This window comes from Anaerococcus sp. Marseille-P3625 (assembly GCF_900232825.1).
Taxonomy (GTDB): domain Bacteria; phylum Bacillota; class Clostridia; order Tissierellales; family Peptoniphilaceae; genus Anaerococcus.
This window is the reverse complement of sequence record NZ_OCTP01000011.1, coordinates 528121-546686: the sequence shown is the minus strand read 5'-3', so window position 1 is coordinate 546686 and position 18566 is coordinate 528121. Positions and strand designations below refer to the sequence as shown.

The window sequence follows — 18566 nt, the reverse complement described above, 5'->3', positions numbered from 1 at the left end:
ATGGAATTTGATGCGAGAAAAGAAATTAAACTAATAATTGAAAAATGGTTAAAAGATACCTTGAAGAAATCAGACATAAAAGAAAATGACAATTTAATAGAAAAAGGCTTAAGTTCCATGCAAGTAATGCAACTTTCAGGAATTCTTAAAAAAGAAGGACTTAGAATATCCTTCGCAAAGCTCATTGAGAAGCCTACACTTAATTCATGGTTTGACCTAGTAGCTAATTCAAAAATTATTAAGAAACATTCAAAAGATAATAAGAAATCAAATGATGGCAAAGATTCATTCAATCTTACAGATGTTCAATATTCTTATTTTATAGGCAGAAGTGATGATCAAACTCTAGGTGGAGTGGGTTGTCATGCCTATATTGAAATAGATGGAAAAGATATAGATTATAAAAGATTGAATGATGCATGGAATAAACTTCAATATAGACATCCAATGCTCAGAGCAAGATTCACAGAAGATGGAAAACAAGAAATATTAGATAAACCTTTTAGCGAAGAAATTGAAGTTTTTGACTTGTCTAATTTAGATGAAGAAGAAACCAAAATTAGACTAGATAAAATACGAGAAAATTTATCTCATAGAAAACTTAGAGTAGAAATGGGAGAAGTCGCAGGATTAAAACTTGCGAATCTATCACAAAATAGAAACAAAATTTTCTTTGATTTAGATTTGTTAGTTGCTGATGTAATGAGTTTGAGCCTTATTTTAAAAGAATTAGGAGAATTGTATTTAGGAAAAGAATTAGACAATCTAAACAGTTATACTTTTAAAGGCTATATAAATAATCTTGAAGTAGACTCTGAAATTTATAAAAAAGACCAAGAGTTTTGGAAAGAAAAAATAGACTCATTTGAAATAGAAAGACCTAATTTACCATTAAGAAAAGATCCTGAACAAATCAAAGAAACAAGATTTACTAGAAGAAAACGAGTTATTGAAAAAGATAAGTGGAGCAAAATAAAAGAGCTTGCAGCAAGCTATAAATCTACGCCATCAATGGTTTTATTAACTGCATATGATTTAATTCTAGAAAGATGGACTAACCAAGATAAGTTTTTTATAAACTTACCATTATTTAATAGAGATCTTTCAAACGAAAACATGAAAGATATGGTGGCAGACTTTACAAATATCTTATTAGTAGAGCATGAAAGAAAAAATGATACTTCTTTCCTAGAAACTTTGAATAGAATAAGCAAAACCTTTATAGACAATGTTAGCCATTCATCTTATAGTGGAGTACAAGTTCAAAGGGATATATCAAAATCACAGGGTACAAGCCTTAATGTAGCACCTGTAGTTTTTGCGTGCAACATAGACTATCCACTAGAAACTGAAATTTCAAGGAAAGCTTTGGGCAAAATTACATATATGGTATCACAAACTCCAGGAGTATGGTTAGATTTCCAATCTTATATAAAAGATGGAGATTTAGTATTGTGCTGGGATAGTGTAGATGAACTTTTCCCTGAAAAAATGTTAGATGATATGTTAAATTCTTTAGAAAAACAACTTTTGAGACTAACAGAAAAAGAAAATTGGGAAAGCAAATTTGATGTGCTATCAGAAAATCAAAAACTAGCAAGAGAAAAAGAGCTTCAATCAATTCTTCCATTAAACTTTCCTGATGAAAGATTATATGACGGATTTATAAAAAATGTAAAAGAAAATCCAGAAAAAATTGCAATTATAGATTCAGAAACTAAAGAAGAAATATCCTATATGGACTTATATGAAAAATCCTTAAAAATAGCTGGATTTTTAAAGGAAAATGGAATAAAAAAGGGAGAATATGTAGGTATTACTCTTCCAAGATCAAGCAAACAAATTTATGCTATATTTGGAATACTTTTTTCTGGAGCGGCATATGTTGCTGTTGGGATAAATCAACCTAGCGAAAGACGAACTAAAATATACGAACAAATTGGCATAAAGTTTGTCATAAGTGACAATAAAACAATAGAAAATTGCAAACTAGATACAGGAGAAGTTTCTTTAATTGACTTAGACAAAGCTATAGACAAATCCTTAGGTCTTGATAATCCTATAAAAGTAAGTCCTTTTGACTCAGCCTATATAATAATGACATCAGGTACTACAGGAGTGCCAAAGGGTGTTGAGATCATGCACACAAGTGCCATTAATACTATTAATGATTTAAATGAAAAATATTCTATTAATTCAAATGATACGTTACTTATGGTGTCAGCAATAGACTTTGACTTATCAGTATATGATATTTTTGCAATACTTGGTGTAGGTGGAACTCTAATAACAACTAATGAAGATAATTATCGTAATCCTGATGAATGGATTAGAATTATTGAAAAATTTAAGGTAAGTGTGTGGGACTCTGTACCTATACTTTTTGACATGCTCGTAACTATGGCAGAGGGTGAAAAGAAAAACTTACCACTTAGAATTGTTATGTTATCAGGAGATTGGATATCAAAAGACTTACCAGGAAGATTTTACAAGTTAAGCGAAAAAGAAAATTCCATTGTTGTAGCTATGGGCGGTGCAACAGAAGCATCTATATGGTCAAATTATTTAAATGCACCAAGAGAAATACCAAAAGATTGGATGTCAATTCCATATGGGAAACCACTTAAAAATCAAGTCTATAGAGTAGTAGATGAATTAGGTAGAATATGCCCTAATTATGTTAAGGGAGAACTTTTAATTGGTGGGGTAGGTGTCGCTAAATGTTATCATGGAGATGAAGACCTAACTAATAGAAAGTATTTTGAAGAAGATGGACTTAGATGGTATAGAACTGGAGATAATGGAAGATTTTGGAATGATGGTACTATTGAATTTCTTGGAAGAAAAGACACTCAAGTAAAAATTAAAGGTCATAGAATTGAACTTGGGGAAATCGAAGATGCTATAAGTAAATTTGATGGTGTTAAAAAAGTAGTAGTTGATTTTATAGAAAAAGTAAACAGCAAAAATCTAGTAGCCTTTGTAAAAATTGACAAGGATTCTGATAACTTTAATATTAATAAATGTTTAGAAAAAATAGACACTTCTTTTATTGAGGAAGTAGAAGAAATCTGTTATGAGGATATAGAGGCACAAAATGAAAAAATAAATAATCTGGTTGCCAAAACTATTATAAATGTCTTTAAAAGCTTTGAACTTGATTTAGTAAATAATAGCTACTCAATTGTTGATATTTATAATAAAATTAAGGATTCAAAAAGAAATAGATTTATAATTGAAAATTGGATAAATAAACTTTTATCTTTAAAATATTTAGAATTTAAGAATGAAAAATATTCATTAAGAGAAGATGAGATTTTCATAAATGAAGATAGTTGCAATAATGAAATAGGCAATTATTTAAAGGATTTAGAATTGGAGCTTATAAAGATTTTGTCGGGAGAAAATGATCCTATAGAAGCCTTTTATTCAGATTCAAATAAATCCTATATGTCAAAATTTGCAGAAGAACTTTTAGGATATAAAGAATCAATTAATAGCATTATAAATTCAATAAAGGCTTATGCAAGATTAAATAATAAGAAAAATATAAAAATCTTAGAATATGGAACTAGAAATAGCGAACTAACTACTACTATTTTTAAAGAGATTGAAGAATTTGTTAGTGATTATATTTATGTTGATAGTTCTATCTACTTTAGAAATAATCTATCTGACTTGGAGAGTGATAGTAAATTTAAATATGTTTGCATAAATGATAACTTAGGAACTTCTTTAGATGAAGATGATTTTGATATTGTTATAGCTATAAACTCGATTCACAGAAGTAATGACAAAAAGACTCTTATAGAAGAAATGCTAAAAGTGTTGAAAGTCAAAGGACTTATTATTGGTAATGAATTAAAAAATAATAACCTACTACCTATAATTACAGCAGATATAATAAATGAGCAGCCATTTAACGAAGTAAGACCAGCTGATTTTGACAATTATGATTGTGAAGTCCTCTATATAAACAGTGAAAAAAGGACAGAATGCTCTAATTTTATAACTTTTACAATAGCTAACTTAAAAGAAAACAAGTATACCTTTGAAAAATTAAGAAGTTATTTATCACATGAAATACCAAGCTATATGATTCCTACTAATTTCTATCAAGTAGATGAAGTTCCATTAAATAAAAATGGAAAAGTTGATAGGAAGAAATTGAAAAATAAAATTATTAAGAATCAAACAAAAAATATGGATTATAGTAAAAAGATTGTGTATCCAAGCACTGATTTAGAAAAAAAGATGTTAAGAGTTTGGGTTAAATGCTTGGGAAATAAAAATATTAGTGTTTATGATAACTTCTTTTCTTTAGGAGGAGATTCGTTAATTGGATCTAGAATAATCAATGAATTAAAGAAAGATAGTATTAATATATCTGTTGCAGAACTTTATGAATTTGAAACGATATCTGAATGTGCTAAATATATAACAAATAGAGATAATGGGCAAAAAAATCCAGTTGAGGTTGGTGAGATTGAATGAGCAAAATTAAAGTTATTGTTTGTGGGACAAAATTTGGACAATTTTATATAGAAGCATTGCATAGATACGATACTGGATTTAAATTGTCTGGCATTCTGTCTAATGGTAGTAACCAAAGTAAGGTTTGTTCAGATAAATATAATGTACCATTATATACAAATATTTCAGATATTCCTAAAGATATAAAGTTGGCTTTTGTAATTATTAGAAGCGATGTAATGGGAGGTTCAGGTACAGATGTAATAATTGAATTGTTAAAGAGAGGTATAAATGTTGTTGCAGAGCAACCTTTACATGTAAAAGATATACAAAAGTGTGTAAAAGAAGCATTAAAAAACAATGTACTCTTTAGAATTGCCAATATTTATAAAAATATGGAGACTATAAAATTATACAAAGAAAAAATAATAGAATTTATCCCTGATAGTGAAATTACAAACATAGAAGTAACTGTATCAAATCAAATAGTTTTTTCTTTAATAGAAGTATTGGAGGAAATATTCGGGGACGAATTAATGCTATTAAATTCTGATGAAATAAAATCAAATATGGATGACTCATCACTCATATGTAGGATAGGCTCTAAGCTATTATTACTAAAAATTTTAAATAGGGTAGATGCTTTTGATCCAGATAATACTATGCCTTATATGTTAAATATTAAAACATTTACAAATTATGGAACATTAGAGTTATATGAATTATTTGGACCCATAATATGGAAACCAATGGTAAAGGTGGCTCATAATTATTTCACAGCAAAAGAGGTAAATGTGACATTGCAGACCAATGTATGTTATATGGAAGAACTTTACTCAAATAACTCTTTTGAAGAAATATTTTCTAAATATTGGATTAACTCAATTAAATCTACAATAATCAACATAAAACAAGATTTTTCTAAAGGTGAGTATTTAAGTAAACAAGATAAACATTGTTACCAAAGAATGGTTGAAAATGGAGTTAAATGGAATGCAATTGGAAATATTATAGGATATCCTCATTTATCATTAATAAAAAGAGAAGATTCCAATATAACCTCACGTATAATAAAAACGTTTAATGTAGAAAGAGCGACTAACACTGGTGACATAAGTATTAAATTAAAGGAAAGTAGTTTTCAAGAGATTAAACTTCAAAAAAGGATATTAGATATTGCTTGCCTTGAATCTGTTTATTATAACTTGTTTAAGATTAATAATTTTATAATTAATGAAGAAATAAAGATATCTAACATTTTTAAAATAATTGGAGGAGATTTAAAAAGAGAAAGAGTATTAAAAAGATGGCTTAAAATTCTTGAAAAAGAGAAATATATAGTGATATCGGAGGAATATATTAAATTCATAGTAAATATTAATGAAGATAAAATGTTATATAACTGGAAAAGAGCAAAAAAATTTTTAATACCACATTTTACTGATGAAGTTGTAGTCGATTATTATATGGATCATAGTAGAGAATTCATTAATATATTATCTGGAAATTTAAATCCTATGTTATTATTATTCCCTAATGGAGATGATAAAATAGCCGTTGAATTTTATAGACAAAATTCGATGGAAAAAATCTTGGCAAAAGAGATATCAAAGCATATTTGTGATTATGTAAAAAAAGCTAAAAGAAAGATACGTATATTAGAGATTGGAGCTGGAACTGGAGCTACGAGTGAGTATATATTTTCTAATAGCGATTTAACAAACAATAATTGCGAGTATATTTTTTCGGATGTAAGTCAATATTTTTTGAATAATGCTAAAAGAAAATATGCGTATGAATATATAAAATTCAAAAAAATAGATTTCAATAAAAGCTTTATGGAACAAAAAATCTTTAATAATAGTTTTGATATTGTTATTTCAGCTGGAGCCTTAAATAATTCTATTGACACAAAAGTTGTTGTCGAAAATATTTTTAATTTAGTAAAGAGTGGAGGGCTAATTTTAATAACAGAACCAGTAGGAGAGCATTATGAGATTGCTTTATCTCAGTCTTTTCTGATGAATATTCCAATAGATGAAAGGTATGAATCGAATATCACATTCCTTAATTTGAATCAGTGGGTGGATTTACTTTCTCAAACAGGATTTATCACAAACTATTGGCCTGATGAGACTAATCCTTTGTCAGGATTAAATAAATATTTATTTATGGTAAGAAAGGAGTAAATTGTGAGCAATATTGAACATAATAACTTGTCAGAATTAATTAGTAAGCTAAGAAATGAAGGAATATATTTGTTTGAAGAAAATGGTAAGTTAAAGTATAAATCAAATATTCATCATTTGAATAAACAAGTATTGAATTTACTGTCTAAAAACAAAGAAAGAATATTGCAAATTCTAAATATGGAGAATAAAATTTCTAGTTTAGTAAAATCACAATATGAAAATAGTTTTCCGCTTACAGAGATTCAATTAGCATACATTATGGGAAAGGGAGATTTTTATAAATATGGTAACACATCTTGTCATGTTTATATAGAGGTGGTTTATCCAAAATTAGATAGGAAAAAAGTTGAAAAGATTTGGGGAGATTTGGTTTTTAGACATGAAATGTTAAGAGTAGTGTTTGATTCATTGAACTACACACAAAAAATAACTAAAAATGCACATTTTACCTTATTTGATAACTGCAATGAAAACGAATCATATGTTATTAAAAATTTATCTCATAAAATTTATAAGAATGAAAAATATCCATTGTTTGACATAGCTTTATTACAGATAGGTGATCAATCAAAGTTAATTTTATCATTTGATATGATGATAGCGGATTGGAGAAGCATTTGGATATTAATTGAAGAATTTGAAACTTTATATTTTACAACAAAATCTTTATCAAAAATAGAATATTCATTTAAAGATTACGTAAATTCAGAAATTATTAGAAAGCAATTGCCAAAATATTATACCGATAAAAACTATTGGATAGAAAAAATTGATGAATTATATTTAACTCCTGAAATTGAGAAACTTAGCTTGGAAACCGTCGAAAATAACGTAAGATTCACGAGGTATAAACATTCAATTGATAAAGAAAAATGGGAAAAAATTAAACTTAATGGACAAAAGTTTGGAATAACAGCTTCTTGTACTCTATTAACTATATATTCTTTAGTAATTTCACAGTATAGCACTAACAAGAAATTTGCAATAAATTGTACAGTTATGGATAGAGATAAATATGGCAAAACAACGGAAAACCTAGTAGGGGATTTTACTAATATTATGTTATTAGGTGTTGATTTTAGTAAAATAAATAGTTTTAAAGATTACTCAAAGTCGATACAAAATAACCTTGTCAGTGATTTAGAACATTCTTCTTTTTCAGGGATAGATGTATTGAGAGAAATAAGAAGGAATGGAAAGTACAGAAATAATATATATCCTTACGTTTTTACTAGTAGCATAGGTACTAACAGCAATAAAGGATTGACAATTGGTAAATATAACGGCAACGGTATTTCTCAAACACCTCAAGTATTTATAGATTGCCAAGTTACTGATTTTGATGGGAAATTATATATTAATTGGGATGTTAGAGATAATATATTTAAAAAGAATCTTCTTGAAGAAATGTTCAATTTATTTATCAACATAATAGAAGATCTTTTAGAAGAGGAAAACTGGGGTAAGTCTTATAATACTAAAAATTCTATCAATTTAAAGGACTCAGAAACAATAAATAAAGAAAATTATAATAACCTAGAGAACTTTGAAAAGAAGCTTGATATAGAAGCTGATATTCTATGTGAAGAATCTAGATTAATGAAGAAGATTTTAAAAGAAATTTGGTCTGATTTATTGGTAAAAAATATTGAAGAAACAGCAGACCTATTTATTAATGGTGCAGATTCTCTACTAATAGCTCAAGCATCTTCTAAATTTTTAAATGAGTTGATATCAAAAGATATAGACAATATATCTTTTGATATAGTTATGAAAGCCATGTTGAGTAACTCTTCAATAAATGAAATTGTAGAATATATAATTGAACGAGCGAATTTTAAGGAACAGACAGAAACGGAGGAAGTGCAATATAGTAAAAATAATATAGGGAAAGTTGAATTTTTAAGAAAAGGAAATTCAAGAGATTTGATTATTATTGTTCACTCAGGACTAGGAAGTGTAGATAGAATTAATCATTTTACTGATGAAATATTTAATTTGTCTAATCAAGATATATTAACAATAGAAATTGGAAATAAAGATAAATTTTTAACTTTAGATAATACTAATCTATATAAGTTATTAGGAGAAGAGTATTGTAAATTAATAAATAATTATAGATATGAAAGTATCCATCTTATTGGGCATTGCATAGGTGGAATGATATCTTGTGAATTAGCTCGAGAACTATTAAAAACAGGGTTCAACGTGGATAAACTATCAGTAATTGATTCAATTTTTTCAACAAATTTAAACTATAAAGAAATAATAGAGGAGTTGTTATTTCTAAAAATGTTAGGAATAAATTTTCATGACATTTCATGTGTTAATTTTAAAGAATCTGAATTAAAGATATATATTGATTTTAACACACATAATAGCGAGAATTTTTTAATTAATAAGAAAATAGAACGTGCTTTAAAATCGCTTCAAAAAATAAGTCAAGAAGAAAGATTTGAAAAATATTTTAATTTAGATATAAAAAAGAACACAGAATTCTTTAAAATGTTCGAAATATTTAAAAAGTTTTCGCTGACATCTGCAAACAATATATCACCAATATTAACTGATATTGATTTATATTTAGCTGAGGATGAAAATGAGATTATTCCCAAAAAAAGAGAAGATATTATTAGGTTTTGGAATGATATATGTGTAGGAGAATTTAATGTTATTAACATAAGAGGAAATCATATTTCTTGTATAGAAAATAAAGAAAACGCGGTAGATTTAGCAAAGATGGTTTGTGGAGTTAAAAATGCTTGAATTGAAAGTATTTAGAAATAGAATAGCAAACAAAATATTTGAATTAGTTTTAACATTATTAATTGTGAGTGTTTTGTCATTTGTTTTAATGAAATTATCTCCCGTCGATCCAGCTACTGCATATGCTAAAAGACATATCGGAAGTCCATCACCCGAGCAAATTGAAGAAGTAAGATTAAGATTTGGTTTTGATAAACCTCTATATGAACAATATTTTAACTGGATCAAAAATCTTTTTTCTCTAGACTTAGGACAGTCTTTAAGTAATGGCAAACCAGTCTGGGATAATATAATGTTGGCTTTGCCAAAAACTTTATCTGTTGTTTTCTTTTCCGCAATATTACAGGTAGTTTTAGTATTATCTTTGGGATGCATTACTTTCTTATGGAAGAGCAAGATAATCAATAAGCTTACAAATCTCTTATGCCTTATTGGTGTTTCAATTCCTAGCTTTTATATTGCTATTATCTTACTTGATATATTTGCAGTAAAGTGGGATTTGCTATCAGTAGCAGGTAATATTGGCATTACAAACTATCTACTTCCTGCAATAACTTTAGGGATATTTGGGGCTTCTTTTTATTATCCACTATTTAAAGATGCTTTAGACAAAGAGAATGGTGAATATTATATTATGTTTTTTAGAGCAAATGGTCTAAAGGAAATTACTTTGTTCGTGAAACATATATTGCCAAACTCGATAGTAAAGTTAATTCCAAATTTCTTCCAGAGTATTGGACTTATGATTGCAAATGTGGCAATAGTTGAGGGAGTTTTTTCTATTCCAGGATTTGGGTATTTGATTGTAAATTCTGTAATAAATCGTGATGCAACGATGATTCATGGGTTGGTTTTCTTTTTAGCATTATTTATTGCACTTGCTAATATAATATCAGATTTGATAAACGATCTTTTGATAAAGGAAAGGGGAGATTAATGAAAATAAACAAAAGGACATTATTTCCTTTCCTAGTGATTTTATTTATATTTCTTGGAAGTTTTTTTGCCCCTAATGATCCCCTAGAAGTTAATCTTCCCCTTAGATTTGGAAATCCAAGTTCTAAGTATCTTTTGGGAAATGATAGCATGGGCAGGTGCGTTTTATCGAGAATACTGTTCGGGGGGAAAACTACATTATTTATGGTTATGACGGCATCAATTATTGTTTTTACTTTAGGTTTGCTTTTAGGAACACTAACGTCAAAAGTTACCATGAAAAAGAATGTAATAGTAGATTCGATTATTAATGCTGTAACGGCTATACCACCAATTGCTTACTTAATCATATTTATAGCATCTTGGGGAAATGGAATAAAAACTACATTAATCGCTTTGGTTGTTTCATATATATTGAGATTTTTAAGACTTGTTAGAACTCAAATAAATATTGAATATGATAAAGCTTATTGCACTTGTATGATTTCACTTGGTGCTTCAAAGACTAGGTTGGTTCTAGTTCATATACTACCAAATATATTATTAGATTTAGTTCATTATATTTGTTTGTCCTGTGCGGATATGATTTTAGCAATTACTGGTTTTTCATTTATAGGAATTGGACTTGGAGAAAATGTTGTGGAGTGGGGTTCTATGATTTTAGAAGCGAGAGATTCAATATTTATTAAGCCAGAACTCATAATTTACCCTATTTTTGCAGTTTTTATTACTACAATGTCTTTTAATATTATTGCAAAAGAAGCGAATAGAAGGTGAAGATATGATTTTGGTTAATCAATTACAAGTTACAGATAAAAAAGAAAACAATCTTTTAAATAATATTTCTCTTAGAATTCCTATGGGAAAAATTATTGGTCTCACTGGACCCAGTGGTGCTGGGAAGACTACATTAGTAAACACAATACTTGGGATTTTATCAGAGGATTTAAAAGTAAGTTCTGGAACTATTACTATAGATGATTTCGATATATTGGAAAAAGACAATATCAATAGCAACAATAGAAACATCGCTTTTATTCCTCAACTTCCCATGATTTCTTTTGACAAAAGAAAAAAGATAAAAAGTCAAATGGTTGAAATATATATTGCTAATCTTAATATAAATAAATCAGAAGCATTAAGTATAGCAAAAGATAAGCTCAAAAGCGTCAATCTTGAATATGAAAGAGTTTTAGATTCATATCCCACTGAACTCTCTGGAGGCATGATTCAGCGTGTGATTTTAGCGATATCTATGGGACTAAATACTGATTATATAATTGCTGATGAACCAACATCAGCCTTAGACAATTATAACTCATCATTATTTTTTGAATTGATTAAAGCAAATTTCAAAGGCAAAGGAATTTTGTTAATAACACACGAGGCTGATATTCTTAAAAAATATAGCGATTACATCTATGTGATAGAAAATGGATGCCTTATAGAAAAGGGGAGTAGTAAAGATATATTTGAAAGTCCTAAAGAGGAATGGACAAGAAAATTTGTTGAATGTAGTCAGAAGATATTAGATTCTGGAGGTGAATGGGAGTGGACGAAATAGCTATGAGTAACGTTAGTCTTTCTTTTGAAACAGTAAAGGGGACATTTAAAGCTCTAGATCAAATTTCCTTTTCACTTAAAAGGGGAGATAACTTAAGTTTAATTGGTGAAAGCGGATCTGGTAAAAGCACCATTGCAAAAGCATTAATAGGATTAGAAAGAATAGATGAAGGATCTATACTCTATGATTCTGTAGATATCTCAAAATTAAAATTAAAAAAAATAAGAAAATATAGAAAAAATATCCAGTCTGTTTTCCAGGATACATCTGGTACTTTAAATCCTGGTATAAGCACTTTTAAAAATTTGGAAGAAGGGCTTATTAATTTAACAAACTTGTCGAAAAAGGAAAGAAAGGAAAAGGTATTATTATTTTGCGAGGATTTACATTTAAAAAAGGAAATATTAGATGTGCCCGTTCACCAACTATCTGGAGGTGAGCAAAGAAGATTGTCGCTCATAAGAGCCCTTATGGTTAATCCTGATTTTTTAATACTAGATGAGGTTACAGCTGGGCTTGACTTACTGACGATTGAAAAAGTATTAAACTTACTTTTTTATTATCAATCTAAGCATAGTATTTCTTATATTTTTATCACTCATGATATAAATCAAGCAAAACAGATTTCAGATTATATCATAGAAATAAAGAAAGGAAAAATATTTAGAGAAGGAAAATTGCAAAGGAGATAGAAATGATCAAACTTAGAAAAAATATGATGGTTTTATTGGCACTTGTATTTAGTTTTTCAATTTTACTAGGAGGTTGCCAAAAGAATCAAGAAAAAGCACAAGAAAATTCAAATGTAGCAAGTGAAAACACAAAAGATGAAAGCAAGAAGATTTTAACCTTATGTACTGCTAAAGAACTGACAAACCTTACGACTTTAACAATGAATAAGGAAAATAATATGGCTTGTGGTTTAATTTACGAAACCCTAGTAGCTTATGAAAACGGTGAAATTGTACCAAAACTTGCTGAAAGCTTTGAATATAAAGATGATGGCAAAACTTTAGTCTTTAAATTAAAGGATGGGGTAAAATTTTCAGATGGTGAAGATTTTAATGCTGATGCAGTAAAAAAGATATTAGATTTTGATAAGTCAAACCCTAATTTTGCAGGCATTAGGGCTGTTGCAGAGATAAAATCAACAGAAGTTATTGATGATAATACGATTGCTATTCACTATGAAAATCCGTCTAAATTTTATATAAATGGTTTTTGTTTCCAAAATGTATTGGGGATGCCATCTCCAAAGTCATTTACTGAGGGAAACTTTGAGAAATTTAACAAAAATATAGGAACAGGTCCTTATGTATATGAAGAATTTAAATCTGGAGAATATACAAAATTTGTTAGAAATGAAAATTATCATGGGGAAAAACCTTATTATGATGAAGTTATTGTCAAATATATTCCCGATGCTTCCTCAAGACTTCAAGCCTTAAATAAAGGGGAAATAGATTTAATTTATGGATCAGATTTAATAAATTATGATGACTTCAAAAAAGGTTCTGAAATTAAGGATGTTACTGGAGAAGTCAACAAAAATAGGACTTTGACTAAGAATCTAATTTTAAATCCAAGTAAAAAAGAATTAGAAGATTTAAGAGTTCGCCAAGCAATTAATTATGCAATTAACAAAAAAGACATTGTCGACAGTTTAACATACTCATATGAAGATGTAGCTGAAACTTTATTCCCTAAAGATGTAGCTTATTGTGATGCAAATTATCCAACTAATTATAGTTATGCTCCTGAAAAGGCAAATAGCTTGCTAGATGAAGCGGGTTGGAAACTCAATAAAGATACAGGAATTAGAGAAAAGGACGGAAGTCCATTAAAGCTTCAATATGTTTACTGGTCAGATTTAGTACTTGCTAAGGAAACTGCACTTGCAATAAAGACACAATTAAAAGAAGTAGGTATAGATGTTGACCTAGTTGAAAAAGATCAAATGTCATGGTGGACAGATGGTATAAAGGGAGAATTCCATTTGACAACCTGGAATACAGAAGGTTCTTATACTGAACCTCATAAGTTCTTACAAGAATCAATCACCGAAATGGATCCACATTTGATGCCGTTAAAAGCACTTTCTGATTCAAACATATATATTGATGCAATAAAGAAAGCTTCCACTTCTACAAATGAAGGGGAGATTAAAGATAATATACAAAAAGCTATAGTATATTCAAACGAAAACGCTATGGATTTGCCTCTTTCTTATTCAAAAGAAATGATTTTGTATAGAAATGATAAAATTGGTGGATATGACTTTACAAGTACACCTCAATTTTTCAATATTTACAGTGTAAAAGCTAAGACAAGTAAATAAGTTATAATATTTATGTAAGTCTCTTTAGAAATATTTCATTTCTAAAGAGACTATATTATAAAGGAAACATTAGCAATGAATAATATCGATATTATATTTTTACATGGCTCAATGCATGGAGCGTGGTGTTGGAATAATTTTGTTAATTACTTAAATGTTAAAGGACATAGAACATTTGCAATAGATTTTAAATGGGAAAATAGCAAAGAGATAGAAATAAAAGATTATATTGATATTTTAGACAGTACAGTAAAAAAATGTAATAACAAAGTTGTTTTGGTAGCCCATTCTATGGGAAGTTTAGTTGCTTTAAATTACGCGAAATTTAATTCAAATAAAGTCTATAAAATTATATTGATTTCACCTTTACCTATAAAAAATGTTTTAACATCAATGATGTTTATAGGGATAAAAATGCTTACAAAGTCGAGAGAAAACCTATTTTTTTCAGAAAATAGGGTAGATAATAAAGAATATTATATTAATAAACTGAGGAAAGATCCAATTAAAGCACAAATACAAGTTTTAAAAGGGTTTAAAACAAACAAAAGCATTACAAACATACCCTCACTGGTTTTAACATCTTGGAATGATAATTGTGTACCAGTTAAATTTTCAATTAGGACAGGGAAAAAATTAAAAAGTAAAATTATAGTTTTAAATGATATTTGTCATGATATGATGCTTGACAACGATTGGGAAATTGTGGCGAAAGAAATTTATGATTTTTTAATGACAAATTAAGGAAGGGGTTTTATGGAATTAATAAAACATTATGTAAGAAAAAGAAAAGGCTCATATTTTATATCCGTACTACTTGCCATAGTGGGAGTAGTTACTGGGCTTTTTTCTTATATATACATGGCAAAAATTATTGTAAATTTGATTAATGGTGCAAATGATATGAGTTTATATACTCCACTATGCATAAATATTTTCATAACATTTGTTATTAAAGAAGTGGCAGCAGGAATATCAACAAGTATTTCCCATACGGCAACCTTTAATTCATTAGGAGAAATAAGAAATGATATTTCCAAAAAATTATTTAAGATGCCATTGGGAGATGTATTATCAAGATCTTCAGGGGAATTTAAAAATATAATTGTTGAGCAAGTTGATTCTATGGAAACTTCACTTGCCCACCTTGTGCCAGAATTTACGGCAAACTTAGTAGGACCTGTTCTATTATTTATTTATATGTTTACCTTAGATTGGCGTTTAACTTTATTATCACTAATTCCATTTGTGGTAGGAATGGCTACCATGATGTCTGTTATGAATGCTCATTATAAGGAAATGTTTGGAAAGTCAGTTGCCATTGGTCAACATATGAATAATTCTATTGTTGAGTATATAAATGGGATAGAAGTAATAAAGACATTTAATCAAAGCGAATCATCTTATAAAAAATATTCTGATGCAGTTTATGACAATGCAAGCTTTTATTATAACTGGATGGGTGAATCTATGAATAGGGTTGCCATAGGTAGATTACTTTCTCCTATGGGAATTATTACAATCATACCCTTTGGGATTTTATTTTATATAAATGGAAGTATTGATTTAGGAAATTTAATTACCTTAATCGTCTTATCCTTTGCTACAGTTTCTAGCATTTTAAAAATCATGAACTATATGGATGATATGTCAAGAATATCAACTATAACTTCTGAAATAGGAAAGATTTTAGATTCAAGAGAGTTAGAAAATATTGACAAGGGAGAAAAAATAGAATCCTATAATATAGAACTTCAAGACGTAGACTTTTCTTACGATGGGAAAAAGAAAGTTATTGATAATCTTTCTATGGAAATAAAAGAATCTAATGTTTCAGCCCTCGTTGGTCCTTCTGGGTCAGGCAAGTCCACAATAGCAAAACTCATTGCTGGATTTTGGAATGTAGATAAGGGATCTATTAAAATTGGCGGAGTAGAAACAAAAGATGTGTCGCTCGAAAACTTGTCTTCACTTATTTCTTTTGTATCCCAAGACAATTTCCTCTTTGATATGACTATAAAGGAAAATATTAGGCTTGGAAATAAGAATGCCTCTGACGAAGAAATTATAGAGGTATGTAAAAAATCTGCCTGCCATGATTTTATTATGAATCTATCTAACGGTTATGATACAAGAGTTGGCGAAGGTGGAGGTCATCTATCTGGAGGAGAAAGACAAAGAATATCTATTGCTCGTGCAATGCTAAAGAATGCACCAATCGTAATTTTAGATGAAGCAACTTCTTATATAGATCCTGAAAATGAAGCTCTCATACAAAACGCCTTGGCAAATCTAGTTAAGGGTAAAACTTTAATCATAATCGCTCATAGGTTAAAGACAATTGTTGATGCAGATAGGATATTTGTTATTAAAGATGGTAAATTGAATTCTTATGGTACTCATGAAGAACTATTAAAGTCATCAGAGCTTTATAAGGAAATGTATGCTGCAAATTTAAGGGGTGATGAAAATGCTTAATGTGTTTAAAAAGATATGGAATTTTTCAAAAGAAGAACAGGTATATATTAAGAAATCTATTCTCGCTGGATTTTTGCACGCAGTATTTAATGCCCTTGAGTTTGGAGCAATTTACTATATGCTAGTAAATATATTTTCTAAAACTTTAGACTATAAGGCTATCTTTGTTTGTCTTGGAATATTAGTTATATCCCTTGTTGGAAAGATAATGACACAAAAATCATCACAGATGGCACAAACACACGCTGGATATTTTATGGCAGCTCATAAGAGGATAGAAATAGGAGAAAAAATAAAAAGAGTTCCTATGGGTTTCTTTTCAAGCTTTTCACTAGGAAGATTAACTACTATTGCTACATCTTCACTTTCCCAAGCAGAAATGTGGGTGCCTATGCTTTTGGTTCTTGTACTTGGTGGAGTTTTAAATACTCTAGTCTTTGTCCTTGGAACTTTAATTTTTAACGTAAAGGTAGGACTGGTTGCTGTAGCAGGTGTAATAGTATTCTTTATAGTTACATCAATGATGGAGAAAAAATCATCAGCTAATGCAGACAAAATGACAGAAACACAAACAAGACTTACAAAAGAAGTATTAGCAACTTTACAAGGAATGCAGGTTATAAAATCCTATAATCTTGGTGGAGAAAATAACAGGGCTTTAAGAAAGTCTATAAAAGATACATCAAATATACTTTTAGATTTAGAAATATCTGTAGCACCTTACACAGTTATCCAAAGAATTGTAATGGGAATAACAACAGTGGCTATGGTCTATTTATCATTAAAATTAAATTTATCTGGTGAACTTCCACTTGCTGAAACAATTCTTATGATTATGGCATCCTTTATTATCTTTGAAGGCTTAATCGGGGCAGGATCAAACATGGCAATCCTAAGAGCTTGCGAAAATGCCATAGATTCTGTAGGTTTTATTGATTCTATGCCTGATATGAGAGAAGGAAGTATTACAGAGCCTATAAAAAATCACAATATAGTCTTTAAAAATGTCAGCTTTTCTTATGATGACAGACCAATTTTAAAAAATGTATCAGCTGAGATAAAAGAAAATACCATGACAGCCATAGTTGGTCCATCTGGATCTGGTAAGACAACATTTTGTAATCTCATAGCGAGATTTTGGGATGTAAATTCTGGCAAAATTTTAATTGGTGGAAAGAATATTAAGGATTATAAGATAGAAAATCTTATGAATTCAATTTCCATGGTATTTCAAGACGTCTATCTCTTCGAAGACACTATTGAAAACAATATAAAATTTGGAAAACAAAATGCAAGCCATGAAGAGGTTGTAGAAGCTGCAAAGAAGGCGAGGTGCCATGAATTTATAGAAGCTTTACCAGAAGGATATGACACTATCATTGGGGAAGGTGGAGCAAGCCTATCTGGTGGAGAAAAACAAAGAATCTCCATTGCAAGAGCTATGTTAAAAGATGCGGACATCATAATCTTTGATGAAGCCACAGCAAGTATAGATCCAGAAAATGAAGATAAACTTAAAGAAGCAATAGAATCATTAACAAAAAACAAAACAGTAATTATGATTGCCCACAGACTAAAGACAATAAGAAATGCAGAACAGATTATAGTCTTAAAAGATGGTGAAATAGTAGAACGTGGAAATCATGAAGAACTGATTAAAAATAATGGACTTTATTCTGACCTTATAAATGCAAAAGCTAAGGCGGAATCATGGAAATTAAATAATTGATAGGAAGAAAGATTTAAAGTCTTTGAATAGGAAAAACATTTAGAGCAGGTGGACAAGAAAAACCACTTGCTCTTTTTTAATCATTCAATC

The 18566-nt window shown here is 28.9% G+C and carries 11 protein-coding genes; all 11 read left to right on the top strand.

Annotation, left to right across the window (positions count from 1 at the left end):
* The 11 genes from CS884_RS07925 to CS884_RS07875 all read left to right on the top strand — a co-directional run bounded on the left by CS884_RS07925 (position 1) and on the right by CS884_RS07875 (position 18476).
* Positions 1-4494 (top strand): non-ribosomal peptide synthetase, encoded by a 4494-nt coding sequence (locus tag CS884_RS07925; RefSeq protein ID WP_099321340.1) that lies wholly within the window; start codon positions 1-3, stop codon positions 4492-4494.
* On the top strand, positions 4491-6662 hold the full coding sequence (locus CS884_RS07920) for a bifunctional Gfo/Idh/MocA family oxidoreductase/class I SAM-dependent methyltransferase (protein ID WP_099321339.1): 2172 nt from the start codon (positions 4491-4493) through the stop codon (positions 6660-6662). Before CS884_RS07925 ends, CS884_RS07920 begins: the two co-directional genes overlap by 4 nt.
* A gap of 3 nt (positions 6663-6665) precedes the next feature.
* Positions 6666-9431 (top strand): condensation domain-containing protein, encoded by a 2766-nt coding sequence (locus tag CS884_RS07915; RefSeq protein WP_099321338.1) that lies wholly within the window; start codon positions 6666-6668, stop codon positions 9429-9431.
* Positions 9424-10368 carry an ABC transporter permease gene (locus CS884_RS07910; protein WP_099321337.1) on the top strand — a complete coding sequence of 315 codons (945 nt, stop codon included), beginning with the start codon at positions 9424-9426 and terminating at the stop codon, positions 10366-10368. The genes CS884_RS07915 and CS884_RS07910 overlap by 8 nt, the downstream gene beginning before the upstream one ends.
* A complete protein-coding gene (locus tag CS884_RS07905; RefSeq protein ID WP_099321336.1) occupies positions 10368-11144 on the top strand; it encodes an ABC transporter permease in 777 nt (258 codons plus the stop codon). Before CS884_RS07910 ends, CS884_RS07905 begins: the two co-directional genes overlap by 1 nt.
* Before the next feature lie 4 nt (positions 11145-11148).
* Entirely contained in the window at positions 11149-11931 is a 783-nt protein-coding gene (locus tag CS884_RS07900) for an ATP-binding cassette domain-containing protein (protein ID WP_099321335.1), read from the top strand.
* Complete coding sequence (locus CS884_RS07895) at positions 11913-12623, top strand: ATP-binding cassette domain-containing protein (RefSeq protein ID WP_035110120.1); 711 nt, start codon at positions 11913-11915, stop codon at positions 12621-12623. The genes CS884_RS07900 and CS884_RS07895 overlap by 19 nt, the downstream gene beginning before the upstream one ends.
* A 2-nt stretch (positions 12624-12625) precedes the next feature.
* Positions 12626-14269, top strand: a complete 1644-nt coding sequence (locus CS884_RS07890; RefSeq protein WP_099321334.1) for an ABC transporter substrate-binding protein — start codon at positions 12626-12628, stop codon at positions 14267-14269.
* A 75-nt stretch (positions 14270-14344) separates the two neighbouring features.
* Positions 14345-15013, top strand: a complete 669-nt coding sequence (locus CS884_RS07885; RefSeq protein WP_004167018.1) for an alpha/beta hydrolase — start codon at positions 14345-14347, stop codon at positions 15011-15013.
* A gap of 12 nt (positions 15014-15025) precedes the next feature.
* A complete protein-coding gene (locus CS884_RS07880) occupies positions 15026-16747 on the top strand; it encodes an ABC transporter ATP-binding protein (RefSeq protein ID WP_099321333.1) in 1722 nt (573 codons plus the stop codon).
* On the top strand, positions 16740-18476 hold the full coding sequence (locus CS884_RS07875) for an ABC transporter ATP-binding protein (protein ID WP_099321332.1): 1737 nt from the start codon (positions 16740-16742) through the stop codon (positions 18474-18476). The genes CS884_RS07880 and CS884_RS07875 overlap by 8 nt, the downstream gene beginning before the upstream one ends.
* Positions 18477-18566 lie beyond the last annotated feature (90 nt).

Coding starts and splice junctions, on each gene's coding strand:
- CS884_RS07925 (WP_099321340.1), top strand. CDS start 1: ATGGAATTTGATGCGAGAAAAGAAATTAAACTAATAATTGAAAAATGG.
- CS884_RS07910 (WP_099321337.1), top strand. CDS start 9,424: ATGCTTGAATTGAAAGTATTTAGAAATAGAATAGCAAACAAAATATTT.
- CS884_RS07880 (WP_099321333.1), top strand. CDS start 15,026: ATGGAATTAATAAAACATTATGTAAGAAAAAGAAAAGGCTCATATTTT.
- CS884_RS07890 (WP_099321334.1), top strand. CDS start 12,626: ATGATCAAACTTAGAAAAAATATGATGGTTTTATTGGCACTTGTATTT.
- CS884_RS07900 (WP_099321335.1), top strand. CDS start 11,149: ATGATTTTGGTTAATCAATTACAAGTTACAGATAAAAAAGAAAACAAT.
- CS884_RS07885 (WP_004167018.1), top strand. CDS start 14,345: ATGAATAATATCGATATTATATTTTTACATGGCTCAATGCATGGAGCG.
- CS884_RS07895 (WP_035110120.1), top strand. CDS start 11,913: ATGGGAGTGGACGAAATAGCTATGAGTAACGTTAGTCTTTCTTTTGAA.
- CS884_RS07905 (WP_099321336.1), top strand. CDS start 10,368: ATGAAAATAAACAAAAGGACATTATTTCCTTTCCTAGTGATTTTATTT.
- CS884_RS07875 (WP_099321332.1), top strand. CDS start 16,740: ATGCTTAATGTGTTTAAAAAGATATGGAATTTTTCAAAAGAAGAACAG.
- CS884_RS07920 (WP_099321339.1), top strand. CDS start 4,491: ATGAGCAAAATTAAAGTTATTGTTTGTGGGACAAAATTTGGACAATTT.